At 62.7% G+C, this 22479-nt stretch carries 15 protein-coding genes; all 15 read left to right on the forward strand.

Features of this window, described 5'->3' with window-relative positions; all coding sequences use genetic code 11:
- The first annotated feature begins 101 nt into the window (after window positions 1-101).
- Window positions 102-1046 carry an ABC transporter permease gene (locus C6558_RS14885; RefSeq protein ID WP_107027476.1) on the forward strand — a complete coding sequence of 315 codons (945 nt, stop codon included), beginning with the start codon at window positions 102-104 and terminating at the stop codon, window positions 1044-1046.
- Window positions 1043-1861, forward strand: a complete 819-nt coding sequence (locus tag C6558_RS14890; protein WP_025429213.1) for an ABC transporter permease — start codon at window positions 1043-1045, stop codon at window positions 1859-1861. Before C6558_RS14885 ends, C6558_RS14890 begins: the two co-directional genes overlap by 4 nt.
- A complete protein-coding gene (locus tag C6558_RS14895) occupies window positions 1858-3486 on the forward strand; it encodes an ABC transporter ATP-binding protein (protein WP_084814532.1) in 1629 nt (542 codons plus the stop codon). The genes C6558_RS14890 and C6558_RS14895 overlap by 4 nt, the downstream gene beginning before the upstream one ends.
- 1 nt (window position 3487) lies before the next feature.
- Window positions 3488-4345: a serine hydrolase gene (locus C6558_RS14900; protein WP_025429211.1), complete on the forward strand. Its 858-nt coding sequence runs from the start codon at window positions 3488-3490 to the stop codon at window positions 4343-4345.
- Between the two features lie 53 nt (window positions 4346-4398).
- Complete coding sequence (locus C6558_RS14905; protein WP_057209773.1) at window positions 4399-5943, forward strand: ABC transporter substrate-binding protein; 1545 nt, start codon at window positions 4399-4401, stop codon at window positions 5941-5943.
- 114 nt (window positions 5944-6057) lie between these two features.
- A complete protein-coding gene (locus C6558_RS14910) occupies window positions 6058-7497 on the forward strand; it encodes a M20 family metallopeptidase (protein WP_025429209.1) in 1440 nt (479 codons plus the stop codon).
- 271 nt (window positions 7498-7768) lie between these two features.
- A complete protein-coding gene (repA, locus tag C6558_RS14915; RefSeq protein WP_025429208.1) occupies window positions 7769-9028 on the forward strand; it encodes a plasmid partitioning protein RepA in 1260 nt (419 codons plus the stop codon).
- A gap of 5 nt (window positions 9029-9033) precedes the next feature.
- Window positions 9034-10089 (forward strand): plasmid partitioning protein RepB, encoded by a 1056-nt coding sequence (gene repB, locus C6558_RS14920; protein ID WP_025429207.1) that lies wholly within the window; start codon window positions 9034-9036, stop codon window positions 10087-10089.
- 350 nt (window positions 10090-10439) lie between these two features.
- On the forward strand, window positions 10440-13364 hold the full coding sequence (locus tag C6558_RS14925) for a DNA translocase FtsK (protein WP_107027477.1): 2925 nt from the start codon (window positions 10440-10442) through the stop codon (window positions 13362-13364).
- 439 nt (window positions 13365-13803) lie between these two features.
- Window positions 13804-14871 (forward strand): LacI family transcriptional regulator, encoded by a 1068-nt coding sequence (locus C6558_RS14935; protein WP_038577936.1) that lies wholly within the window; start codon window positions 13804-13806, stop codon window positions 14869-14871.
- Between the two features lie 26 nt (window positions 14872-14897).
- Entirely contained in the window at window positions 14898-15644 is a 747-nt protein-coding gene (locus tag C6558_RS14940) for a transporter substrate-binding domain-containing protein (RefSeq protein ID WP_107027478.1), read from the forward strand.
- 80 nt (window positions 15645-15724) lie between these two features.
- Entirely contained in the window at window positions 15725-17380 is a 1656-nt protein-coding gene (locus tag C6558_RS14945) for an amino acid ABC transporter permease (RefSeq protein WP_025429203.1), read from the forward strand.
- A 19-nt stretch (window positions 17381-17399) separates the two neighbouring features.
- Window positions 17400-18062, forward strand: a complete 663-nt coding sequence (locus C6558_RS14950; RefSeq protein WP_025429202.1) for an SDR family oxidoreductase — start codon at window positions 17400-17402, stop codon at window positions 18060-18062.
- Window positions 18063-18079: 17 nt separating this feature from the next.
- Window positions 18080-21112: an aminotransferase class III-fold pyridoxal phosphate-dependent enzyme gene (locus tag C6558_RS14955; RefSeq protein ID WP_107027480.1), complete on the forward strand. Its 3033-nt coding sequence runs from the start codon at window positions 18080-18082 to the stop codon at window positions 21110-21112.
- A gap of 202 nt (window positions 21113-21314) precedes the next feature.
- Window positions 21315-22463, forward strand: coding sequence for an ABC transporter ATP-binding protein (locus C6558_RS14960; RefSeq protein ID WP_025429200.1), 1149 nt, complete (start codon window positions 21315-21317; stop codon window positions 22461-22463).
- Window positions 22464-22479: the final 16 nt, after the last annotated feature.

Here is a 22479-nt window from a genome sequence, read left to right on the forward strand (position 1 = left end):
ATTGCGCGGTTTTTTCCATTCGATCATAGTCGTGTCAAGAAAAGCCGGCAGGAGGGCCGAATCGCGATGTCGCGCCAGGCTGTTCTCAGTACGGGGAACCCATGATCAAGTTCATACTCAATCGTCTCGTGATGGCGATACCGACGATCGTCATTGTCTCGGTTGCCGTCTTCACGCTCATCCGTCTCATTCCCGGCGATCCGGCCGCGCTGATGCTCGGCGATATGGCCGAGCCGCAGCAGATTGCCGAAATGCGCAGCGTGCTCGGCCTTGACCGAAGCATTCCCGAGCAGTTCGTCATCTGGGCCGGCAACATCCTGTCCGGCGACTTCGGCCGCTCGATCGTCACCGACGAGCCGGTGCTTCATCTGGTGCTGAGCCGCTTCATGGTGAGCGCCGAGATCGTCGTCATCGCCGTGTTCCTCGCGAGCCTGATCGCCGTTCCCGCCGGCGTCATCGCCGCCTGGCGGCAGAACAGCCTGACGGACCTGGCGCTGGTCGGCACGGCCACCGTGCTTCTGTCCATCCCGACCTTCTGGCTCGGCCTGCTATTGCTGCTTGCCTTCGGCCTGAAGCTCGGCTGGCTGCCGGTGCTCGGTTACGTGCCGATCAAGGAAAACTGGACGGCGGGCCTTCTCTACCTCGTCCTGCCCGTCATGACGCTGGTCATCCACGAAATGGGCGTGATCATCCGCATGGCGCGCGCCTCGACGCTCGAGGTTCTCCGGCTTGATTACATCACCCATGCACGGGCCAAGGGACTGTCGGAAAGCGCCGTCCTCTGGAAGCATGCGTTCAAGAATGCGTTCGGCCCAACCTGGACGATGATCGGCCTGATCCTCGGCAATCTGCTCGGCGGTATCGCGGTCATCGAGACGGTCTTTACCATCCCCGGCCTCGGCCGTCTGATGGTCGATAGCATCTTCCAGCGCGACTACCCGGTGATCCAGGGCTGCCTGCTGCTCGTCGCCTTCTCCTATGTCGTCGTCAACCTCGTGGTCGACCTCCTCTATCCTCTCTTCGATCCGCGGGTGGTGGCAGAATGAGAAAGCTCACTTTCAACGGCGTCATCGGCGGCGGACTGATCGCCGCTCTGGTCATCACCGCGCTGATCGGCGTGTTCTGGACGCCCTACGATCCCAGCGCGCTGGGCTTCACTTCGCGTCTGGCCGCCCCCGGTGCCGCCCATTGGCTCGGCACCGACGAGTTCGGACGCGACGTTGCCAGCCGGTTGATGATCGGTGCCCGCGCCAGCGTCTGGATCGGATGTCTGACGGTCGCCTTCGCGGTCGTCTGCGGCACCCTGATCGGCCTCATCAGCGGCTATGCCCGCGGCTGGGTCGATGGCGTCATCATGGCCGTCAACAACGCACTGCTCGCCTTTCCGGGCATCCTGCTGGCGCTCGGGCTGCTCGCGGTCTTCGGGGCTAACCAGTACGGCATCATTTTCGCGCTTGGCATCGCCTACACGCCGTCGATGGCGCGTGTGGTGCGCGGCGCCGTCTTGTCGCTGCGCGAACGCGAATTCATCGAAGCCTCGCGTGTCATGGGCAATGGCGAAATCTACACCATGCTGCGCCACATCCTGCCGAACTGCCTGGCACCGATTACCGTGCTGGCGACCTCGATGTTCGGCTGGGCAATCCTGTCGGAAAGCGCGTTGTCGTTTCTCGGCCTTGGCGTGCCGCCACCGGCGCCGACCTGGGGCAACATGCTGGCTGCGGGCCGCCCGTTCATCGAACAGGCCGTCTGGCTCGGTTTCTTCCCCGGCCTTTGCATCGCGCTGACGCTACTCGGCATCAACCTTCTCGGCGACGCGCTCCGCGACAAGCTCGACCCCCGCATGCGAGGCCTGAAATGATCGGCAGTTCCCTACTCAGCGTTCGCGACCTGTCGCTGGCCGTTACCCATAATGGCAACCAGGTGGTCAAGGATGTCAGCTTCGACGTCGGCCCTGGCGAAATCGTCGGCATCGTCGGCGAATCCGGTTCCGGCAAGACACTCGCGACCCGCGCCATCATCGGGTTGATCCCGCCTGCCGTGCGCCATGCCGGCGGCACGATCAGTTACCGCGGACGGGATGTCCTGTCGATGAAAGATCGCGACCTCCGGCAGTTGCGCGGCGGCGAGATCGGCGTCGTGTTCCAGGAGCCGATGACCTCGCTCAACCCGTCGATGACCATCGGCAGGCAGCTTGAAGAAGGCCTGATCCTGCATACGAAGAAGAGTGCCGACGAGCGTCGGGCTGCGATACTCGACATGCTGAAGCGCGTCGGTCTGCGCGAGCCGGAGCGGGCGCTTGCCGCCTATCCGCACGAGTTTTCCGGCGGCATGCGCCAGCGCATCATGCTTGCCTCGGTGATGCTGCTGAAGCCGGCCCTGCTGATTGCCGACGAGCCGACGACCGCGCTCGACGCCGTGGTGCAACGTGACGTCATGGAGCTGATGGTCGAACTGACCAAGGCGGAAGGCACGGCCGTTCTCCTGATCAGCCACGACCTGCCGATGGTGGCGCGCTACACCAATCGCTTCGTCGTCATGGAAAAAGGCGTGATCGTCGAACAGGGCACGACCGAGGACATTCTGAGCGCACCGGAGCATCCCTATACCCGCAAGCTCCTGTCTTCGCTGCCGTTTCGGGCGGCACCGCGCGAGCTCGACATGTCCCGCACGCCGATGGTGTCGGCCCGCAACATCGTGGTGGAATATCCCGGCCGCAAAGGGCTCTTCCGCAAGCAGGCGCCGAAGCGCGCGCTTCACGGCGTCAGCGTCGACATCCATGTCGGCGAAGTCGTCGCCCTTGTCGGCGGCTCCGGCTCGGGCAAGACGACGCTTGGCCGCACGATCGCCGGTCTCGTCCAGCAGACCGAAGGCGAGATCCTCTTCCAGGGGCGCGAGCGCAGCGCTGACTGGCGTGATTATCGGCTGAACTGCCAGATGGTCTTCCAGGATCCCTACTCTTCGCTCGACCCGCGCATGACCATCCAGGCGCTGGTCGAAGAAGCGCTCCGGCTGGTGCCCGATCTCGACGGTGCGGCCAAGCGCAAGCGCGCGCTCGAAACGCTCGAAGAAGTTGGTCTTAGCGGCGATTTCGCCAGCCGCTATCCGCATGAGCTTTCCGGTGGTCAGCGCCAGCGCGTCGCCATTGCCCGGGCGATTGCCCGGCGGCCGAAGTTCCTCATCGCCGACGAACCGGTCTCGGCGCTCGACGTGACGGTGCGTGCGCAGGTGCTCGAACTCTTCTCCGATCTGCAGAAGCGCTACGGGTTTTCCTGCCTGTTCATCAGCCATGACCTCGGCGTCGTCGAGCAGGTCGCCGACCGGGTGATCGTCATGCAGGACGGCCGCATCGTCGAGCAGGGCGATCGCGACCGGATCTTCGACCAGCCACAGGAAGCCTATACGCGCAAACTGCTTTCGGCGATCCCCGCGCTCGATCTCAATCACACGGGTGGCGTCACCCTCAAATGGCGCCTGGAGGCCTGACATGACCGTAGCGATCAAAACCGCCACGACAGCCGAACGGCTTAATGCCATCGCCGACGCCCAGCCATTCATCACCCGCTTCCTCGTTCGCAACCTTCAGACCGGCGAGACGATCGGACGGGGCGAAAACGAGGAGACGCCTTCGGCCAGCACCCGCAAGACGTCGATCATGATGGCGGCGCTGAAGGCAGCGCACGAGGGCCGGCTCGATCTCGACACGCCCATCACCTACGAGGAGAGGCTGAAGCATGAGGTTGCGAGCGGCATGTTCCGCTACATGACGCCTGGCATCGTCATCCCGCTGCGCGACGCCATCGTCGGGATGATGGTCTTGAGCGACAATGTCTGCACCAAGATGGTGCTGGAGCGGCTGACGCTGGAAGAGGTCGACAGCTACTGCAAGGCGATCGGCATGGCCGGCACTCACCACCGTTTTCTGATCCCGCCGCTTGGCCTGAAGCCGGACCATTCGCTCGGCGAGGTGACGACGACGACGGCTGGTGACCAGATATTGCTGCTCGAACTGATCCTGGCGGCACAGGACGATGGGGCCGCGGCTGCGCGTCTCGGCACATCGGTCGAGCTCTGCCGCTTTGCGCTGCAGACGCTGAAGAACCAGGTGCTGCGCTACGGCATCCGCTCGCGCCTGCCTTTCGAGACCGTCGTCGCCAGCAAATCCGGGCGCGGTAAGCGCGGTCGCATGGACGCAGGTCTCGTCTATCGCAACAGTCGGCCGCTCTACGGCATCGCCGTCTTCACCGACGCCGTGCCGCAAGTGATGGCCGATGGCACGCCTGGCTACACAATTGCGCTCGAAACCATCGGCCAGCTGTCGCAGGCCTGCTGGGACGCGTTTTGAGCCGAAATCAACCGCAACAAACCAACAAGAAACAACTGGAGAAGAGTGGAACCATGAAAAAAATCTTCCTTGCCGGCACCATCCTGATGAGCGCCGTCGGCTTTGCCGAAGCGCGTGACCTTGTGGTCGCGCAGAGCTCCGATATCCGCAGCAACGTCCCGGGCGTCAACCGCGACGGCAACACCGATTCCGTAATCTTTCACATCGTCGAAGGTCTCGTCGGGTACGCCGAGAACGGCGAGGTAAAGCCGCTCGTCGCCAAGAGCTTCGAAGTGTCTCCCGATGGCTTGACCTATACGTTCAAGCTGCGCGACGACGTGAAATTCCACAATGGCAACGCGGTCACGGCCGACGACGTCGTGTGGAACTGGAACCGCTACATGGCCGCGGACACCAAGTGGACCTGCGCCGGCGATTTCGACGGCAGCAAAACGATCAAGGTGTCGGCCGTCACGGCTGTCGATCCGACCACGGTAACGATGACGATCGAAAAGCCTTCGGCGGTCTTTCTCGGCCTGATGGCGCGTCCAGAATGCGGCTATACCGGCATCATCGCCAAGGAGTCTGTCGGCGCCGACGGCGCCTTCGTTGCTCCCATCGGTACCGGGCCGTTCAAGTGGGCCGAGTGGAAGAAGGGCGAGTATGTCCGTCTCGAAAAGAACGAAGCCTACGTCTCGCCTGCCAATGACGGCAAGCCGGATGGTATGGTCGGCTCCAAACGGCCGCTAGTCGACGGCATCAAGTTCATGGTCATCCCCGATGCATCGACGGTGAAAACCGGTCTGCTGTCGGGCGCACTGGATACGGCCGAAGTCTCCGCCGACCTGATTTCGGAGTTCAAGGACAGCGAGACGATGCAGCTGATCGTCAAGCGCAACAACGGCAAGAACCTGCTTTACTTCCAGACCCGCGACAAGGTTCTGAGCAACGTTGCCGTGCGTCGCGCCATGGCCGAAGCGCTCGATCTCGACCAACTGGTTGCTGCGGTCTCGAACGGTACGGGCGAAACCAATGCCTCGATGGTGTCGGCAGACTCGATCTTCTATTCGGACGCGCAGAAGACGAAGTTTCCGATGGACCTGGAAAAGGCCAAGAAGGACCTGGCGGACGCCGGCTACAACGGCGAGCCGATCACCATCATCGCCAACAAGCGCGGCAATGTGCCGAGCTTCCCGGCCGCCGTCGTCGCCCAGGCGATGATGCAACAGGTCGGTCTCAATGTGCAGATCGAAGTGCTCGACTATGCGACCCAGGTCGATCGCCGCCGCTCGGGCAACTACCAGGTGATCTCGCAGTCGGTGGCACCGCGCCTCGATCCGGCACTGATGTACAGCTTCTACGTCGGCAACAAGGACAAGAACGCCTCGCTGATGTGGGATAATCCCAAAGCGATCGAGTTGATGAAGTCCGCCTATGTCGAGGCCGACCAGGCAAAGCGTCAGGCGATCTTCGACGAATTCCACAAGCTGATGCTTGAGGAAGTTCCCGGCATCTTCATGTACGACATGGTCGACATCTGGGGTGCGACGAAGAAGCTGCACGGCGAGCCCGTCTGGCAGTCGAACACCCGGCTCTGGGAAGTCACGCTCGACGACTAAGTCGCGGCCCGACCGCGTATCGTATCCGGTGGCGGCATCCGTGCCGCCACCTTCCATCTGAAGACAGAAATGCCAATGCGGCCGGCCCACATGTCGCCCGCAAGAGGAATACCCATGCCCCAGCCATCCGTCGTCGCCGCTCTTGCAGATATAGTCGAAGAGTTGAAGCCTGAATTCGCAGCGATGAGCGACGCGATCTGGGACTATGCCGAACTGAGCTTTCGCGAGCACCAGTCGGCGGCGACGCAAATAGCGATGCTGGAAAAGCACGGGTTTCGCATCACGCGGGGAACGGCCGATATCGAAACCGCCTTTACCGGTGAAGCCGGCGCGGGTGGCCCGGTCATTGCCCTTCTCGGTGAATTCGACGCGCTTGCGGGCTTGAGCCAGATCGCCGGCGTCGTCGAGGCAAAGGCGCTTGAAGACGGCGGCACCGGACACGGCTGCGGGCATAATCTGCTCGGCACCGGCTCGCTGCTGGCTGCAGTCGCCCTTGCCCGTTATCTCCGCGAGAACGATCTGCCAGGCACCGTTCGTTACTATGGTTGCCCCGGCGAAGAGGGCGGCTCGGGCAAGACTTTCATGGCGCGCGCCTGCGCCTTTGCCGATGTCGATACCGCACTCACCTGGCACCCAGCACCCTTCAATGGCGTGCGCTCGACCAACAATCTCGCCGTCCTCGAAATCTACTATCGTTTCAAGGGGGTCGCCGCCCATGCCTCGAACGGCGCCCATCTTGGACGGAGCGCCCTCGATGCGCTGGAGCTGATGAATATAGGTGTCAACTTCCTGCGCGAGCACATGCCGCAGGATTGCCGCGTGCACTATGCGATCACCGACGCCGGCGGCAAGGCGGCCAACGTCGTCCAGGCCCGCGCCGAAGCGCTCTACCTTGTGCGTGCACCGCAAATGCCTGAGGCGCTTGCGCTGGCTGCCCGCATCGACAAGGTCGCCAGGGGCGCTGCGATGATGACCGAGACGGAGGTCGAGATCGTCTTCGATCGCGCCGCCACCAATCTTTTGCCGAACATCACGCTCGAGACGGCGATCCACCAGAACATGGTCGCGCTCGGACCGGTTCCCTTCGACGAGGCAGACCTCGAATTTGCCCGTGAGATCCAGAAGACGATGACGCCGGAGGCGATCGCCAGCAGCATCCGGCTTTACCAGATCAAGGGCGACGTCTTCTCCAACAGCCGCATGGACGGATCGAGTGGTCTCCACCTCGGCCTTCGCGATTTCGAGGGCCAATCGCATTTCCGCGCCGGCTCGACCGATGTCGGCGATGTCAGCTGGGTGACGCCGACGGCGCAATGCTGGGCGCCCGCCTGGGCGATAGGCACCGCGCCGCACACCTGGCAGGTGGTAGCGCAAGGCAAGAGCCCCGCGGCACACAAGGCTTTCGCCCACGCGGCCAAGTCGTTGGCGACGACCGGTCTCGATCTCATCCTCGATCCGGAACTGCTGGCGCAGGCAAAGGCCGAGTGGCGGGAAAAGACCGAAGGCAAGCCCTACCAGTGCCCGATCCCCGATCATATCGGTCCCAAGCTCTGATCCTTCGACGGCAATCGCGTTCACGCGACGTCACGACGAGCCGCCGCCCTTGGGCCGGCGGCCTTTTTGTCTCTTCCGTCTCGCAAGCGTGCAGGATCTTGCCGGCCGGGATGTTCGAATTCGGCTCGATGCCTTGACGCGAATCATTGTCTGCGGCATCTCTGTTACGGAATTTTGTGAATATGTGCCGTTTAGGCGTATCTGAATTAAATCTCTGTTAGTGCATCCCGGTGTCAATGGTGCGGGAAAGCGCGCAAGGAGCATGGCGGGAATGGACATGACGGTAACACAGACGCGATCCGGGACGGACCCTTCCCACGCCCGCCAGCCAGCCGACGAAGCGATCGCGGCCGATGCGCGCGCCCTTTCCGAACAGCTGAAGGCGATGCGCGAGCGGCTGTTTCCGCCAACGGCGATGAAGACGCTTCGCAGCTTCACCTCAGGCGAGGCGGCCAAGCTGATCGGCGTTTCCGACGGTTACCTGCGCCAGCTGTCGCTTGCGGGCGAGGGGCCTCAACCCGATACTGGCACCGGCGGTCGCCGCTCCTATTCGCTGTCCGACATCAACGCGCTTCGCCGCCACCTTGCCGAGCAGGCACTTGCCAAGGGCAATGCCGCCAAGGCGCGCAGCTACCTGAAGTGGCGCGACCGCGAGCGCGGCGAGCACCTGCAGGTCATTTCCGTCACCAACTTCAAGGGCGGTTCCGGCAAGACCACATCGTCGGTCCATATCGCGCAATATCTCGCCATGACCGGCCACCGGGTTCTCGCCGTCGACCTTGACCCGCAGGCGTCGCTTTCGGCGCTCTTCGGCTACCAGCCAGAGCTGGACCTCACCGGCAACGACACGCTCTACGGCGCCATCCGCTACGACGCCGAAGCGCGGCCGCTGAAAGACATCATCCGTCCGACATATTTTGACGGGCTCGACCTGGTGCCCGGCAATCTGGAACTGCAGGAATTCGAGCATACGACGCCGCAGGCACTCAGCGCCCGCCACAGCGGCTCCGATGCCGGCCCGCTGTTCTTCGCACGGGTGCAGTCGGCACTGGCAAGCGTTGCCGACGATTACGATGTCGTCGTCATCGACTGCCCGCCGCAGCTCGGTTATCTCACGCTGTCGGCGCTTTGCGCCTCGACGTCGGTTCTCGTCACCGTGCATCCGCAGATGCTCGACGTCGCGTCGATGAACCAGTTTCTCTACATGACCTCGGACCTCCTGAGCGTCGTGCGCGAGGCGGGCGGCGAACTCAACTTCGACTTCCTGCGCTATCTCGTCACCCGCTTCGAGCCGAACGACGGGCCGCAGGCGCAGATCGTCGGTTTCATGCGCTCGCTGTTCGGAGACCGTGTCCTGACCTCTGCGATGGTCAAGTCGACCGCCGTTTCCGATGCCGGTCTGACGAAGCAGACGCTCTACGAAGTGGGTCGCGAGAATTTCACCCGCGCGACCTACGACCGCGCGATCGAATCCTTGAATTCCGTCAACGGCGAGATCGAAGCTCTCATTCATGCGGCCTGGGGGCGCTAAAATACATGGCTGGCAACCGCAAGAACGAACTGCGCGCACTCTTTTCCGGAAACGTAGCGCCTGCGCCTGGCGCCGAACACAATGCGACGAGCTCCGCTGAAATAACGACGCTGACGCCTGCCGCACCTGCTGCCGATACGCCGCGTGCGGCCTCGGGCGCCATCAAGGCCATGGGCCTTTCGCTTGGCAGCATCACCCGCGAGGCAGAAGAGGCGCGATCGCTGCGCGAGGCGCTGCATCAGGGCGAGCGCGTTGTCGAACTTGATCCGGATCTGGTCGACGCCTCGTTCGTCGGCGACCGCCTGACCGATGGTGAGCTCGACGATCCGGACTTCCTGGCGCTTGGCGACAGCATCCGCGAAAACGGCCAGCAGTCGCCGATCCTCGTGCGCCCGCACCCGGAAAAGCAGGGCCGCTATCAAACTGCCTATGGCCACCGCCGGCTGAACGCCGTCCGCAGCCTCGGCATCAAGGTCAAGGCCATCGTCCGGTCCCTGACCGACGACGAACTTGTATTGGCGCAGGGCAAGGAAAACGCCGAACGCCGCAACCTGTCTTTTATCGAGCGGGCGCTGTTTGCCTCGGCCCTGGCCGAGCGCGGCTTTGATCGAAAGGTGATCGGCGATGCGCTCGCCGTCCAGAAGAGCGAGTTGTCGCGGCTGATCCAGGTCGCCGAAAGCGTTCCAATGGCAATCGCACGGGCAATCGGTCCGGCGCCCAAGGTCGGTCGCGAACGCTGGATGGCGATCGGCGGCCTGCTTGAGGGCGAGCAGGCGCTGCAGAAGGCGCAGGAAGAGATTGGTCTGAGGCGTTTCCTCGAGGCTGACAGCGACCAGCGCTTCCAGTTCGTCTTTGCGCGTCTGTCGCGTACCGAAAGGCAGGATCCGGCCAAACCCGAGGTTCTCACCGACGAGAACGGCCAGGCCTTTGCCAAGCTGAGACGAGACGGAAAGAGTGCACGGATCGAGTTTTCGGCCAATGTCAGCCCGGCGTTTGTCGATGAAGCGATCGAGCTTCTGGCCAGGCATCACGCGGCTTTCGTCGCTGCGCGCCGGAGCTGATCGCTCGGGAATTTGCCGAGCCTATGGCGGTCATTCTCGGTCCGGCGTGACAAGGTCACGCCGGACCGATTCGTTATGGTCCGTATCTCCGACCGAAGCGGTTGCCCCTGCTGCGCCGCGACGTGCCAAAATGACAATCCGGAAGAAATATTTTCGGCCAGGTTCTGCCAGCGACAGAATGGCGCGATGCCCTTGAGCGGGATGGGGATTGCGGCCGTTTCACCGACTGTTTTGCTGGATTGAACGGCGCGCCTGTTGTCTTTCAAGCGGCCTTTGGAAGGGACTTGTTAACCTTCATTTTCTATCGCTTAGCAGGCCCCTCGGCGATGTCTCTAGCTCTTCCAGGACCCATGCGTATTCCCAGGACAAACTTCTCTCAGGCAGCTTTGCATGATGCAAACCAGGCGGATTACTATGACGATCCGCAGGACGGTGCGTTGAGCGATATGCCCACCCATGACGTGGATCCAGTCGATCCCTACCAGTTGTACGAGGCGCCTGCCGCGCCTCGCAAACCAGCCAACCAGCAATCGGACGCGACGGCGCATGTCGGCCGCGCTGCCCGGCTCTATGGCCAGGGCACGGCCTATGCGCCGGCCCAGGTGACGACGTCGACCGACGAGCCGCTGCCGACCCTGTCGGAGATTGCTGGCCACTACGGCGATTCAACGTGGGAGAGCCACTTCTTCCTGGCGCCGAACGTGCGGTTCACCCGCACGCCGGAACGGGAGTTTACCAAGCGCCGCGCGCCTTCGGACAGCGACAGCGATGTCGCATCTGAGGAACAGATTGCCTCAAGCGAAAATGTCGTCGCCGCGGCAGAGCCCGTGGAAGCAGCGTCTGCGGCCATCGAAGCCGTCGCCCCCGTCGAATCGCCGGACATGGTCGATGTCGTTCCCGTGCGTATGCCCGCACCCGTGCCTGAGCAGGCCCTGCCTTCCTACAGCCCCTCCGAGCTGCTGCGCGTTCTCACGAGCCAGCTGCCGCATTGGTCGTCGGCGCCAAAGGCAGGCGCGGCCAACCTGGCGCCCAACGCTACCGTTGCTGGCTCTGCAATCGGCCCGAGCCTGCCGGCCCAGTCCGCGAACGAGGCGCCTGTGGCGATCGCAATGCTGGCTGCACCCGTTGAACCGACGCAGATAGTCGAGCCAGCGGCGGCAGTAGAAGCCCCGGCCGACACGCGTCTGTCGTTTCTGTCGGACTTCGCCTTCTTCGAGTTTGGCCCCTCCACCCTGGATGACGGCCCGGCAGAGGCAGCCATTGTGCAGCCGAAGCCATTCGTCGACACAGCGGTGCCCGCTTCCTTCACGCCCGCAGCTGTCGTGTCGATGCCGGCACCGGCCACGGCCCCAATTCCCGTCAAGGCAGTCGAAATCAAGCGCATGCCGCCGACGGCGATCACGTCGCTGTTCCGCGTTGTCGAATGCCGCCCGGCAGCTGAGGTGCCATCGGTGCCTGCCGCCGTTGTGCCCGCACTGGCAGAACCCGTATCGATCGACCCCGCGCGCGATGCGCCGGAGCCGATGATCGTGCCGTCGGAAATCGCATCCGTTCCACCTGTTGCGGTCGAACCGGCCGAGATCACATCACTTATGGCCGAGGAAGAGCCTGTTCGCACCGTTGCGACAGTCTCAAAGGCGGCTATCACCATGCCCGCCCAGGTCTCGCGCGCACCTTCGCTTCTGCCGCCGATCGGCGCGACCGAGCGTTTCGCGCACGCCGACGGCTATGAATTTCCGGCCGAAGACCTGTTGCAGGAACCGCCGGAAGGCCGCGGCTTCTTCATGTCGCAGGAGCAGCTCGAACAGAATGCCGGGCTGCTCGAAAGCGTGCTCGAAGATTTCGGCGTGCGTGGCGAGATCATCCATGTCCGGCCAGGGCCGGTTGTCACGCTTTACGAATTTGAACCGGCGCCCGGCGTCAAATCCTCGCGGGTGATCAACCTGGCCGACGACATCGCCCGCTCGATGTCGGCACTATCAGCCCGTGTCGCTGTTGTGCCCGGCCGCAACGTCATCGGCATCGAACTGCCGAATGCGACGCGCGAGACGGTCTATTTCCGCGAGCTGATCGAATCCGTCGATTTCCGCAAGACGAACTGCAAGCTGGCGCTTTGCCTCGGCAAGACGATCGGTGGCGAGCCCGTCATCGCCGAACTGGCCAAGATGCCGCATCTGCTCGTTGCCGGCACCACCGGTTCGGGCAAGTCGGTGGCGATCAATACCATGATCCTGTCGCTGCTCTATCGGTTGAAGCCGGAAGAGTGCCGCCTGATCATGGTCGATCCGAAGATGCTCGAACTCTCCGTCTATGACGGCATCCCGCATCTGCTGACCCCCGTCGTCACCGATCCGAAGAAGGCCGTCATGGCGCTGAAATGGGCGGTGCGCGAGATGGAGGACCGCTATCGCAAGATGTCGCGCCTCGGCGTTCGCAATATCGACGGCTATAACCAGCGTGCTGCCGCTGCCCGCGAAAAGGGCGAGCCGGTGATGTGCACGGTCCAGGCCGGCTTCGAGAAGGGCACCGGCGAGGCGCTGTTCGAGCAGCAGGAAATGGATCTGGCGCCGATGCCCTATATCGTCGTCATCGTCGACGAGATGGCCGACCTGATGATGGTCGCCGGCAAGGAGATCGAAGGTGCTATCCAGCGGCTTGCGCAGATGGCGCGTGCTGCCGGTATCCACCTGATCATGGCGACGCAGCGCCCCTCGGTCGACGTCATCACCGGCACGATCAAGGCCAACTTCCCGACCCGTATCTCCTTCCAGGTGACGTCGAAGATCGACAGCCGCACCATCCTTGGCGAACAGGGGGCCGAACAGCTGCTCGGCCAGGGCGACATGCTGCACATGCAGGGCGGCGGGCGGATCGCCCGTGTCCACGGACCGTTCGTTTCGGACCAGGAAGTGGAGCACGTCGTCGCCCACCTGAAGACGCAAGGCAGGCCCGAATACCTCGAGACCGTTACCGCGGACGAAGAGGAAGAGGAGCCCGCGGAAGAGCAGGGCGCTGTCTTCGACAAGACGGCGATGGCCTCGGAGGACGGCAACGAACTCTACGACCAGGCCGTCAAGGTGGTGCTGCGCGACAAGAAGTGCTCGACCTCCTACATCCAGCGCCGGCTGGGTATCGGCTATAATCGTGCGGCTTCGCTCGTCGAGCGCATGGAGAAGGAGGGCCTTGTCGGCGCTGCCAACCATGTCGGCAAGCGTGAGATCATCCATGGCAATCGTGACCATGCGATTGCGCCTGATAACGACGACATGGATTGAGAAGGCGCCCGCACGGAGCAGTGTGATGTGCCGTGCGTCTCTACTCTGAATATCGATGAAGAAGGCCGCGAAGGGAATGCTTCGCGGCCATTTTTCATTCGTGGGATTTTACCTGGCTGCAAAGGTCTACTGCCGGTTCCCTTAAATCCTATTCGATTTAAGGACAAAACATGCAGCCATTCAAAGTGCTACAGCGACCTTTGCGCGTCCAATGAGACGCGCGGCGCTGTAGTCTTCGGCGGGTGTTGATCCGCAAGTCCTTTGGGTTCCGCTCCGGCGCAAAGCACACCTTCCTGGCCCATTAGGCAGTCTTGGTAGTAATTTCTTTGACGTCGAACTTCTCCCCATATGATAATAAAAACGTTTTTATTTTTCTTGAAAACGTTTTTATTGACTGTTACGCATATGTTCAGAGTGAGCCAACGGCCTGGGAGGGTGCATGGCGGCGCATATGCACAGAACCCGGCGTACACCGGTGCCGACGATCAAGACACTGGCCGAGATCACCGGCTATTCCATCGCGACGATCTCGAAAGCGCTCAGGGATTCGCCCGTCGTTGCGCCTGTTACCCGCGATCTCATCTTCAAGGCGGCGCGCGAAGTCGGCTATCAGGCCAATGCGCGCGGCATGGCGCTTCGCACCGGAAAGAGCTTTCAGGCGGCAGTGCTGATGCCGGTTACCGCGGCACGCGATTACGAGTGGGACGGCGTCGAATATACCCAGATTTTGAGCGGCGTCAGCCAGGCGCTGGATGGTACGGACTACCGCATGTCCGTGCATGTCATCCGCGATGCTGCCGACGGCGCGGAAACGGCGCGCCGCATCGTCGATCAGGGTCTGGCCGACGGCTTGATCTTTTCCGGCATTCTTGCCGACGACCCGCGCATCGATCTGCTGGTCGACCACCATTTCCCATTTGTCTCGATGGGGCGTTGCCGCAAGGATCTGGATTACGCCCATGTCGATATCGACAACGAGTGGGCAGCCCACGCTGCCACCGCCCGCTTGCTTGCCGGCGGCCATCGCCGCATCGCGCTCGTCAACCCGGAGCGTCGGCTCTCCTATGCGTTGGACAGGCTGGACGGGTTTGCCCGCGCCTTCCGCGAAGCCGGCGTTACCGCCTCTGCCGATCTCGTTGTCGAAGGCGATCTTTCGACCCATTTTGGCCGGCAGAGCGTGATCGACCTTTTGCAGGTGGCGGAGCCGCCGACTGCCTTCGTCTGCATCAACGAATCGACGACGCTCGGCGTCCTTTCCGGTCTCGGCAGTCTCGGGCGGCAGGTTGGCGTCGATGTCGACGTGATCGCCTATGACGACATCAACGTCAGCGCCTATTTCACGCCGCCGATCACCACCTTCTATCAACCGATCGAGGTCCTCGGACGGACGCTCGGGCAGTTCCTGCTGAAGCGCATGGAGGGTGAGGACCCGAAGGCGCTCCGGCAGGTCTTCAGGCCAACCCTGATCGAAAGGCAGCCGGACAATCTCGGCGGCAGGCTGGCATGAACATTCATCATCCAAGGAGGAGAACCATGAAAAAACTGATTATTGCCCTGACATTTGCGGCTCTTTCCGCAAGTGTGTCCCACGCTGCCGATCTCGGCGGAAAATTGCTCAAGGTTGGATCCGACACCACCTCGCCGCCGATGGAAAGCGTCGATCCGGCCAGCGGCCAGATCGTTGGCTTCGACGTCGATGTGGTCAATGCGGTCTGTGCCAAGATCAACTGCCAGGCCGAGTTCATCACCACCGGTTGGGACGGCATCTTTGCCGCACTCGATCAGGGCAATTTCGATCTCGTCGCCTCCGGCGTCTCGATCACCGATGAACGCAAGAAGGCGATGGACTTCTCCGACCCCTATATCGTCAACAGCCAGGCGGTGCTGATGCGCGTTGAAGACCAGGACATCACGCTCGATCGCTTCAAGGAGGCCGGCAGAAAGCTCTCCGCCCAGGCCAATACCACCGACGCTCAGGTTGCCGAAGGTGTGGTCGGTAAGGAGAACGTTGCCGCCTATGACACCTTCAGCGCCGCCATCATCGCGCTCAAGAACAAGGACGTCGACGGCGTCGTCATCAATGGCGCGAATGCGGCGGCTTACGAGCGCGAATTTGCCGGCGAACTGGTGGTGGCGATCAAGGATCTGGAATCCGATCCGCTCGGCCTCGTCTTCCGCAAGGGCGACGAGAATGTCGCGGCCTTCAACGAGGGCCTGAACATGATCAAGGACGATGGCACGCTCGACCAGCTGGTCAACAAATACTGGGGCCTGAAATAAGCCTTCCGCAATTTCCCCGGAGCGCCGAGGCGGCCGCTCCGGGGGCTAGCCTTTTCAACAGCAATACCCCGGAGGAATGAATGTCGTTCCTGAGAAGCGTGCGTCCGAGCAATCTCATCATCCTGACCGCGCTGCCCTTCATCATCTATCTTTTCGTATCCTCCGGAGACTACCAGCGGTCGCTTCGCGCCATTCTCGGCGTCGAGAACGGCTCGTCTGCCTTCGTGCCCGGCTTTCTCGCGCTGGCGATCGCTTTTTCGGCGGGCCTTTGCGTGCTCCTGTTCTCGCGGGCCAAGGCGAGCCGTCCGAAGTGGGCGGTGGCCGCGGCCATACTGAACCTCGGCGCCGCCGTCGTCCTGCTGCTCGGGCATAACATTCACCCCTTCATCGCCTCGGTCGTGGCAAACGGCGTCGATGCGTTCAAATCGGACCTGATCGTCAAGGGCGTGACGCCGCGCCAATTGACAGAGGCCGCCGATCTCTGGCTTCGTGGTGTCGAGTCCTGGCTGTTCCCGGGATATCTGGTGTCGAGCACCCTCGGTCTCGGGCTGTTTTTTGCAGGCGCACGTGGCGGCGAGCCTCTGGACAGTCCGTTCAGACGTGTCGGGCGCTGGATCCTCGGCGTCGTCAACGGCGCCGGGCTGGTTTTCGTTCTCTTCTTCGCGCACATCGCCTTTGCGGCGGGGGTGGCGACCACCATTCGCGCCGCGATTGCCGCCTACATCCTGGCGGCAGTGCTTGGTCTCGTCTGGGTCGGCCTCCTGCAATTGCGCTCGACGGTGCGCACCAGCCTCTATTTTGCGGTCGCGACCCTGGTTCTGGCGCTCGTCGCCGCCTGGTTCCTGCTGCAGCCGCGTGACACCTACGTGCTTGCCGGTTCGCTCGAGGGCAAGGTCGGCATCGTCACCAACACGCCGGCGGGTCTGATCGGTGCGGTGCGGTTCGGCCAGTATGACGGCGCGCCGCAGACGGAAACGCCGGTTCGCACCTTTGTCGGCCCGACCGAAGCACTCGCTTCCATGGCCAAGAACGAAGGGGTCAGCGCCGCCCTGCTGCCGGCCGCCTCGGCGCCTGCCGATCTGCCGGTGCTCTGGAAGACCGAAGCGCTCAACGACCGCGATCGCGCAACCGGCATTACGGTTGCGGTGCTGGCGATTATCCTCGGGCTTCTGACCTTCGGCGGCTACCTGCACCAGCGCCACCCGCTGGCGGTCGGCTCCGAATTCATCGTCGATACCATTCGCGGCATTCCGATGCTGGTCATCGTGCTCTATGTCGGGTTGCCGCTCAGCGGCGCGTTGAAGGACGCGACGCAAGGCGTGCTCGACCCACCCAATCTGGTGCGCGGCATCGTCGCCATGGCGCTTGCCTATTCGGCCTACCTCGCGGAAATCTTCCGTTCCGGCATCAACGCCATACCGGTCGGCCAGGTCGAGGCGGCGCGCAGCATCGGCCTCAATCGCTGGCAGACAGCGCGCCTCGTCATCCTGCCGCAGGCCTTCAGGATCATCATTCCGCCGCTCGGCAACGAACTGATCGCGATCCTCAAAGACACCTCGCTGCTGTCGATCCTGTCGATCCGCGACATCACCCAGCGCATGCGCGAGTTCCAGTCGGCAAGCTTCCTGCCTTTCGCGCCCTATAACTCCGCCGCGATCTTCTACATCTTCCTGACGCTTGCTGCAGCCAGCCTCGTGAACATGGTCGAGAGAAAATATGACATCAAGCATCGATAAAACGGAGGTACGACGCACCGTGCTGATCACCGGTGCCTCGCGAGGTCTCGGGCGCGAGCTCGCGGCACTCTATGCGGCCGACGGCTGGCGGGTCATTGCCTGCGTCCGAGGGGAAGCGTCTTTCGAAGGTGCCATTGAAGCGCAATCGCTTGATGTCTCCGACCCCGCTTCGATCATGGCCCTTGGCAGAGCGCTCGAAGGTGTGGCCATCGACGTTCTGATCAACAATGCCGGCATCCGCGGCGACACGGGTGGGCTTGCGACGCTGGACAGCGATGATTTCCTCGAGGTGATGCGCGTCAACGCGCTCGCACCTTTGCTCCTGGCACGTGCGCTGCATGCGAACCTTCTGGCCGGTGAACGCTGTGTTATCGCCAACATCAGCAGTCGTGCCGGCTCGCTTGCCGAAGGCACGCTGGACGATGATGACGGCGACTATGCCTATCGCTGCTCGAAGGCGGCGTTGAACATGGCGACGGTGAAGTTGGCACAGGATTTTCGCAAGGACGGCATCACCGTCCTGTCGCTGCATCCCGGCTGGGTCAGGACCGACATGGGTGGCGGCGAGGCAAATGTTCCGGTGGCAACAAGTGCCGCTGGGCTGAAAGCGATTATCGACGAAGCGGACATGGCCGACAGCGGCAGCTTCTGCAGCTACGACGGACGACGGATTTCATGGTGACGGGACAAGCAGCAGGCATGGCACAGGAAGACTTGAAGGGTGAGCAGGAACTGGCGGCAATCCGGGCGCTGCTCATCGAGACCTATGGCATCGAAGGGGATATCTCGCCGCTGCCGGGCGAGCACGACCTCAACTATCGCGTTCGCGCGCAAGACGGCGAGCAATATCTCCTGAAGCTGCACGCGCCAGGCGATGCCGATGAACTCGACATGCAAGTCGCGGTGCTCGACCACCTCGCAAAAACGGCAGTCGATCTGCCGGTCTCGCGGCCAGTGCCCGGTCGCGCCGGCGCGTCAACCGTGAAAGCGATGGTGCGCGGCGAGCGCACCGCGCGGCTCCTGACCTGGCTACCCGGCGATATCTGGGTGAAATCCGCGTCCCGCGGTCTGACGAGCGCGGAAACGCTCGGGCACCTGCTCGGCCAGCTCGACCAAAGCCTCAAGGGCTTTGCCCATGCCGGCACGAAACGCGTCTATGCCTGGGATATCGGCCGTGCCGATATGCATCTGAACCACGTGGGTCTGATCGACGGCGACGACAAGCGGGAAGCGGTTCGCGCCATCCTCGAACGGTTCGCGTCGTCCGTCCGGCCAAGCCTCGAAAGCTGCCTGCGACAGGTCATCCATAACGACGCCAACGACTACAATGTGCTTTTGGACCACGAGGGACGCGTCAGCGGATTGCTGGATTTCGGCGATATGGTCGAAACGTGGCGCGTCGTCGAGATCGCTGTCGCTGCCGCCTATGCGCTGATCGGCACGGCGGATGCGGTCGGCACCATCGCAGCGCTCGCGGGCGCCTATCACCGAGCGAACCCGATCAGCGAGGCCGAGACGGCTTTGATCTTCGATCTCGTTCGCACCCGCTATGCCGTCAGCATGTGCATGGCGGCCAAGCAGATCCGCGACAACCCTGAAAACACCTACCTGCTTGTCAGCCAGGAAGACGTCTGGCGTGAGCTTCAACGGCTCGAACGCGAGAACCGCGCGATTGCGATCGCCCGCATCCGCGACGCCTGCGGCTTTGCGCCGATCGCGCATGCGGCGTCCGTCGTGCGCTGGCTGGAGCAGAACGCCCATGACTTTTCCGCCATCGTCAAGCCGTCCGTCGCCAAGCCCAAGGTCGCCGTCTTCGATTTCTCCGCCTCCAGTCCCGAAGCGGCACAGTGGGCGGCACTGGATGCCACGGCGGCAGAGGCGCTGATCGCCGCGCGTATTCGCGAGCAGAATGCCGACTATGGCATCGGCCTTTACGGCGAGGATCGCGCGATCTATCAGGGCGACGCCTACGAAACGGCAACCGCCGGTGAGCGCCGTTCAGTCCATCTTGGCGTCGATATCTTCGCGCCGGCATTGGAACCGGTGCATGCACCGTTCGCTGGCAAGGTCGCTTTCCTTCATGACGATGCCGTCGCCTTCGGCTTCGGCCCGACCGTCCTGCTGGAACATGTCACCGATGCCGGGGATATCTTCTGGACGCTTTATGGCCATCTGTCGCGCGAGACGATGGCGAAGTTGACGGTCGGCCAACCGATCGCCACGGGCGAAAGCTTTGCGAGCCTTGGTGCCACCCAAGAAAACGGCAACTGGGCGCCGCATCTGCATTTCCAGCTGGTGACCGACCATCTGGGGCTGGAGGGCCGCATGTTCGGCGTCGGCGTGCGTGATCAATGGCAGGTCTGGCGCGAGGTCAGCCCCGATCCGAGCGTTGTGCTTGGGCTGCCTGTGCCGGCTTCGGTGATCGTCGCCCGCGACAAGGATTTTCTGGTGCGTGAACGTCACCGGCGCATCGGGCGTTCGCTCAGTATCGCCTATAGCACAGCGCCGCTGAAGATCGTCGGCGGCGAGGGCGCTCATCTGATCGACGAGGACGGCACGCGCTGGCTCGATATGGTCAACAATGTCTGCCACGTCGGCCATTGCCATCCGCGCGTCGTCAAGGCGGCGCAGATGCAGATGGAGAAGCTCAACACCAATTCGCGCTATCTGCACGATTCGCTGGTCGAATATTCGCGGCGGCTGGCCGCGCAGTTCCCCGACCCACTCAACGTCTGCTTCTTCGTCAATTCCGGCAGCGAGGCCAACGACCTGGCGCTCAGGCTGGCGCGTGCCTACACCGGAAACCGCGACGTCATCACCGTCGATCATGCCTATCACGGCCATCTGTCGAGCATGATCGACGTCAGCCCCTACAAGTTTGCCGGCAAGGGCGGAGAGGGCCGCCCCGCCCATGTCCAGGTCGCGGAAATGCCCGATCTCTATCGCGGCCGCTATCGCTATGGCGACGTCGATGCCGGCCGCAAATATGCCGAGGATGTGCGCAACCAGGTGCTGGCGCTTGCCGCAAACGGCCGCCGCCCGGCGCTGTTCTTCAGCGAGGGTATTCTCGGAACGGGCGGGCAGCTGACATTGCCGGAAGGCTATCTGCATGAGGCCTATGCCCATGTGCGTGCCGCCGGCGGCCTGTGCCTGGCCGACGAAGTGCAGGTCGGCTTCGGCCGCGTTGGCAGCCATATGTGGGCGCACCAGACGCAAGGTGTGATCCCGGATATCGCCACGATGGGCAAGCCGATCGGCAACGGACACCCGATGGCCGCCGTCGTCACCACCGAGGCGATCGCCGCCTCCTTTGCCAACGGCATGGAGTACTTCAACACCTTCGGCGGCAATCCGGTTTCGGCCGAGATCGGCCTTGCGGTGCTGGACGTCATCCGCGACGAACGGTTGATGCACCACTGCCGTGTTGTCGGCGACCGGTTGATGGACGGCGCCCGTGCGCTGGCCAAGCGCCATGCCATCATCGGTGACGTGCGCGGCTACGGTCTCTTCAACGGCATCGAATTGGTGCGCAGCCGCGAGACCCAGGAACCGGCCGCAAGCGAGCTCGACTTCGTCATCGCTGAAATGAAACGCAAGCATCGGATATTGCTCAGCAGCGAGGGGCCGCACCACAACGTGCTGAAGGTGAAGCCGCCGGCGCCGTTCAGCGCCGAGGATTGCGACCATTTCCTCAATGCGCTCGACGAGACGCTCGGACGCCTAAACCATTGATCAAGAAACGATACGGCCGGTCATGAACCGGCCGTATCGGTTTTGTGCCCTTTATCGCCCACAGCAATTTCTTAAGCACCGATTTTTTCGCTTTACAACAAAGTTAAACGTTTTTATCGTGCATATAAACGTTTAACACGAACATGTGGTAAGGTAAGCGTTAAGCCGGCTGCCACAATGTTCGCCATCAGGGGAGGGCCCGTTGGCAGCTATCCGTATTGAAAATCTGCGCAAAGGCTTTGGTTCGCTCGAAGTCTTGAAGGGCATCAATCTCGATATCGCCGATGGCGAGTTCGTGTGCTTTCTCGGGCCGTCCGGTTGCGGTAAGAGCACGCTCCTGCGTTCGATCGCCGGTCTTGAGGAGCTCGATTCCGGTTCGATCCGCCTCGGCGATCGCGATATCACCGATCTGCGCTCGGCCAAGCGCGATATCGCCATGGTCTTCCAGAATTACGCGCTCTATCCACATATGAACGTGCGCAAGAACCTGTCCTTCGGCCTGGCGCTGAACGGCATGAAGCGCGACGAGATCGATCGCCGCGTCAACAACGCTGCCGACATCCTGCGCATCTCCGAACTGTTGCACCGCAAGCCCCGCCAACTCTCCGGCGGCCAGCGCCAGCGTGTTGCCATCGGCCGCGCGATTGTTCGCGAGCCGAAGCTGTTCCTGCTCGATGAGCCGCTGTCGAACCTTGATGCCGGCCTGCGTGTGACCATGCGCGTCGAGCTTGCAGCACTCCACGAGCGCCTTGGCGTCACGATGATCTATGTCACCCATGATCAGGTCGAGGCGATGACGCTTTCCGATCGCGTCGTCGTGCTCGACAAAGGCAAGGTCAGCCAGTTCGGCACGCCGCTCGAACTCTTCTATCAGCCGGCGAACCTCTTCGTTGCCGGCTTTATCGGCTCGCCGCGGATGAATTTCGTCACCGCGAACCTGGTCCGCCAGGACCGTTCCGAATTGACGCTTTCCGGCGGTGGTCTGGTTCGGGACCTGACGCTCGGAACGTTGTCATCCACCGTCGTCGCCAAGGACAAGCCGGTGACGATCGGCATCCGCCCGGACAAGCTTGAGCTGGTTTCGCCTGAGGAAGCGCACCTGATCGGCGACGTCCGCCTGGTCGAGCGGCTCGGCACCGAAAGCCATGTTCACATCGGCCTTGAGAATGGCTCCGACATGACCGCCGTCGTGCGCGGCACGCATCCGGTTGCCAACCGCGAGCGCATCCATCTGCGCATCCCCGCTGAGCATTGCCATCTGTTCGATGCCGACGGCAAGGCGATCGCGCGGGCGCTCGATCCCGAGACGCAGATGCTGATCAATCAGGAAAAAAGCAAAAGGGTCGCGTGACCCGAATGAGGAGGAG

Origin of the sequence: Ensifer sp. NM-2, from assembly GCF_003024455.1 — a bacterium.
Classification (GTDB): domain Bacteria; phylum Pseudomonadota; class Alphaproteobacteria; order Rhizobiales; family Rhizobiaceae; genus Ensifer; species Ensifer canadensis.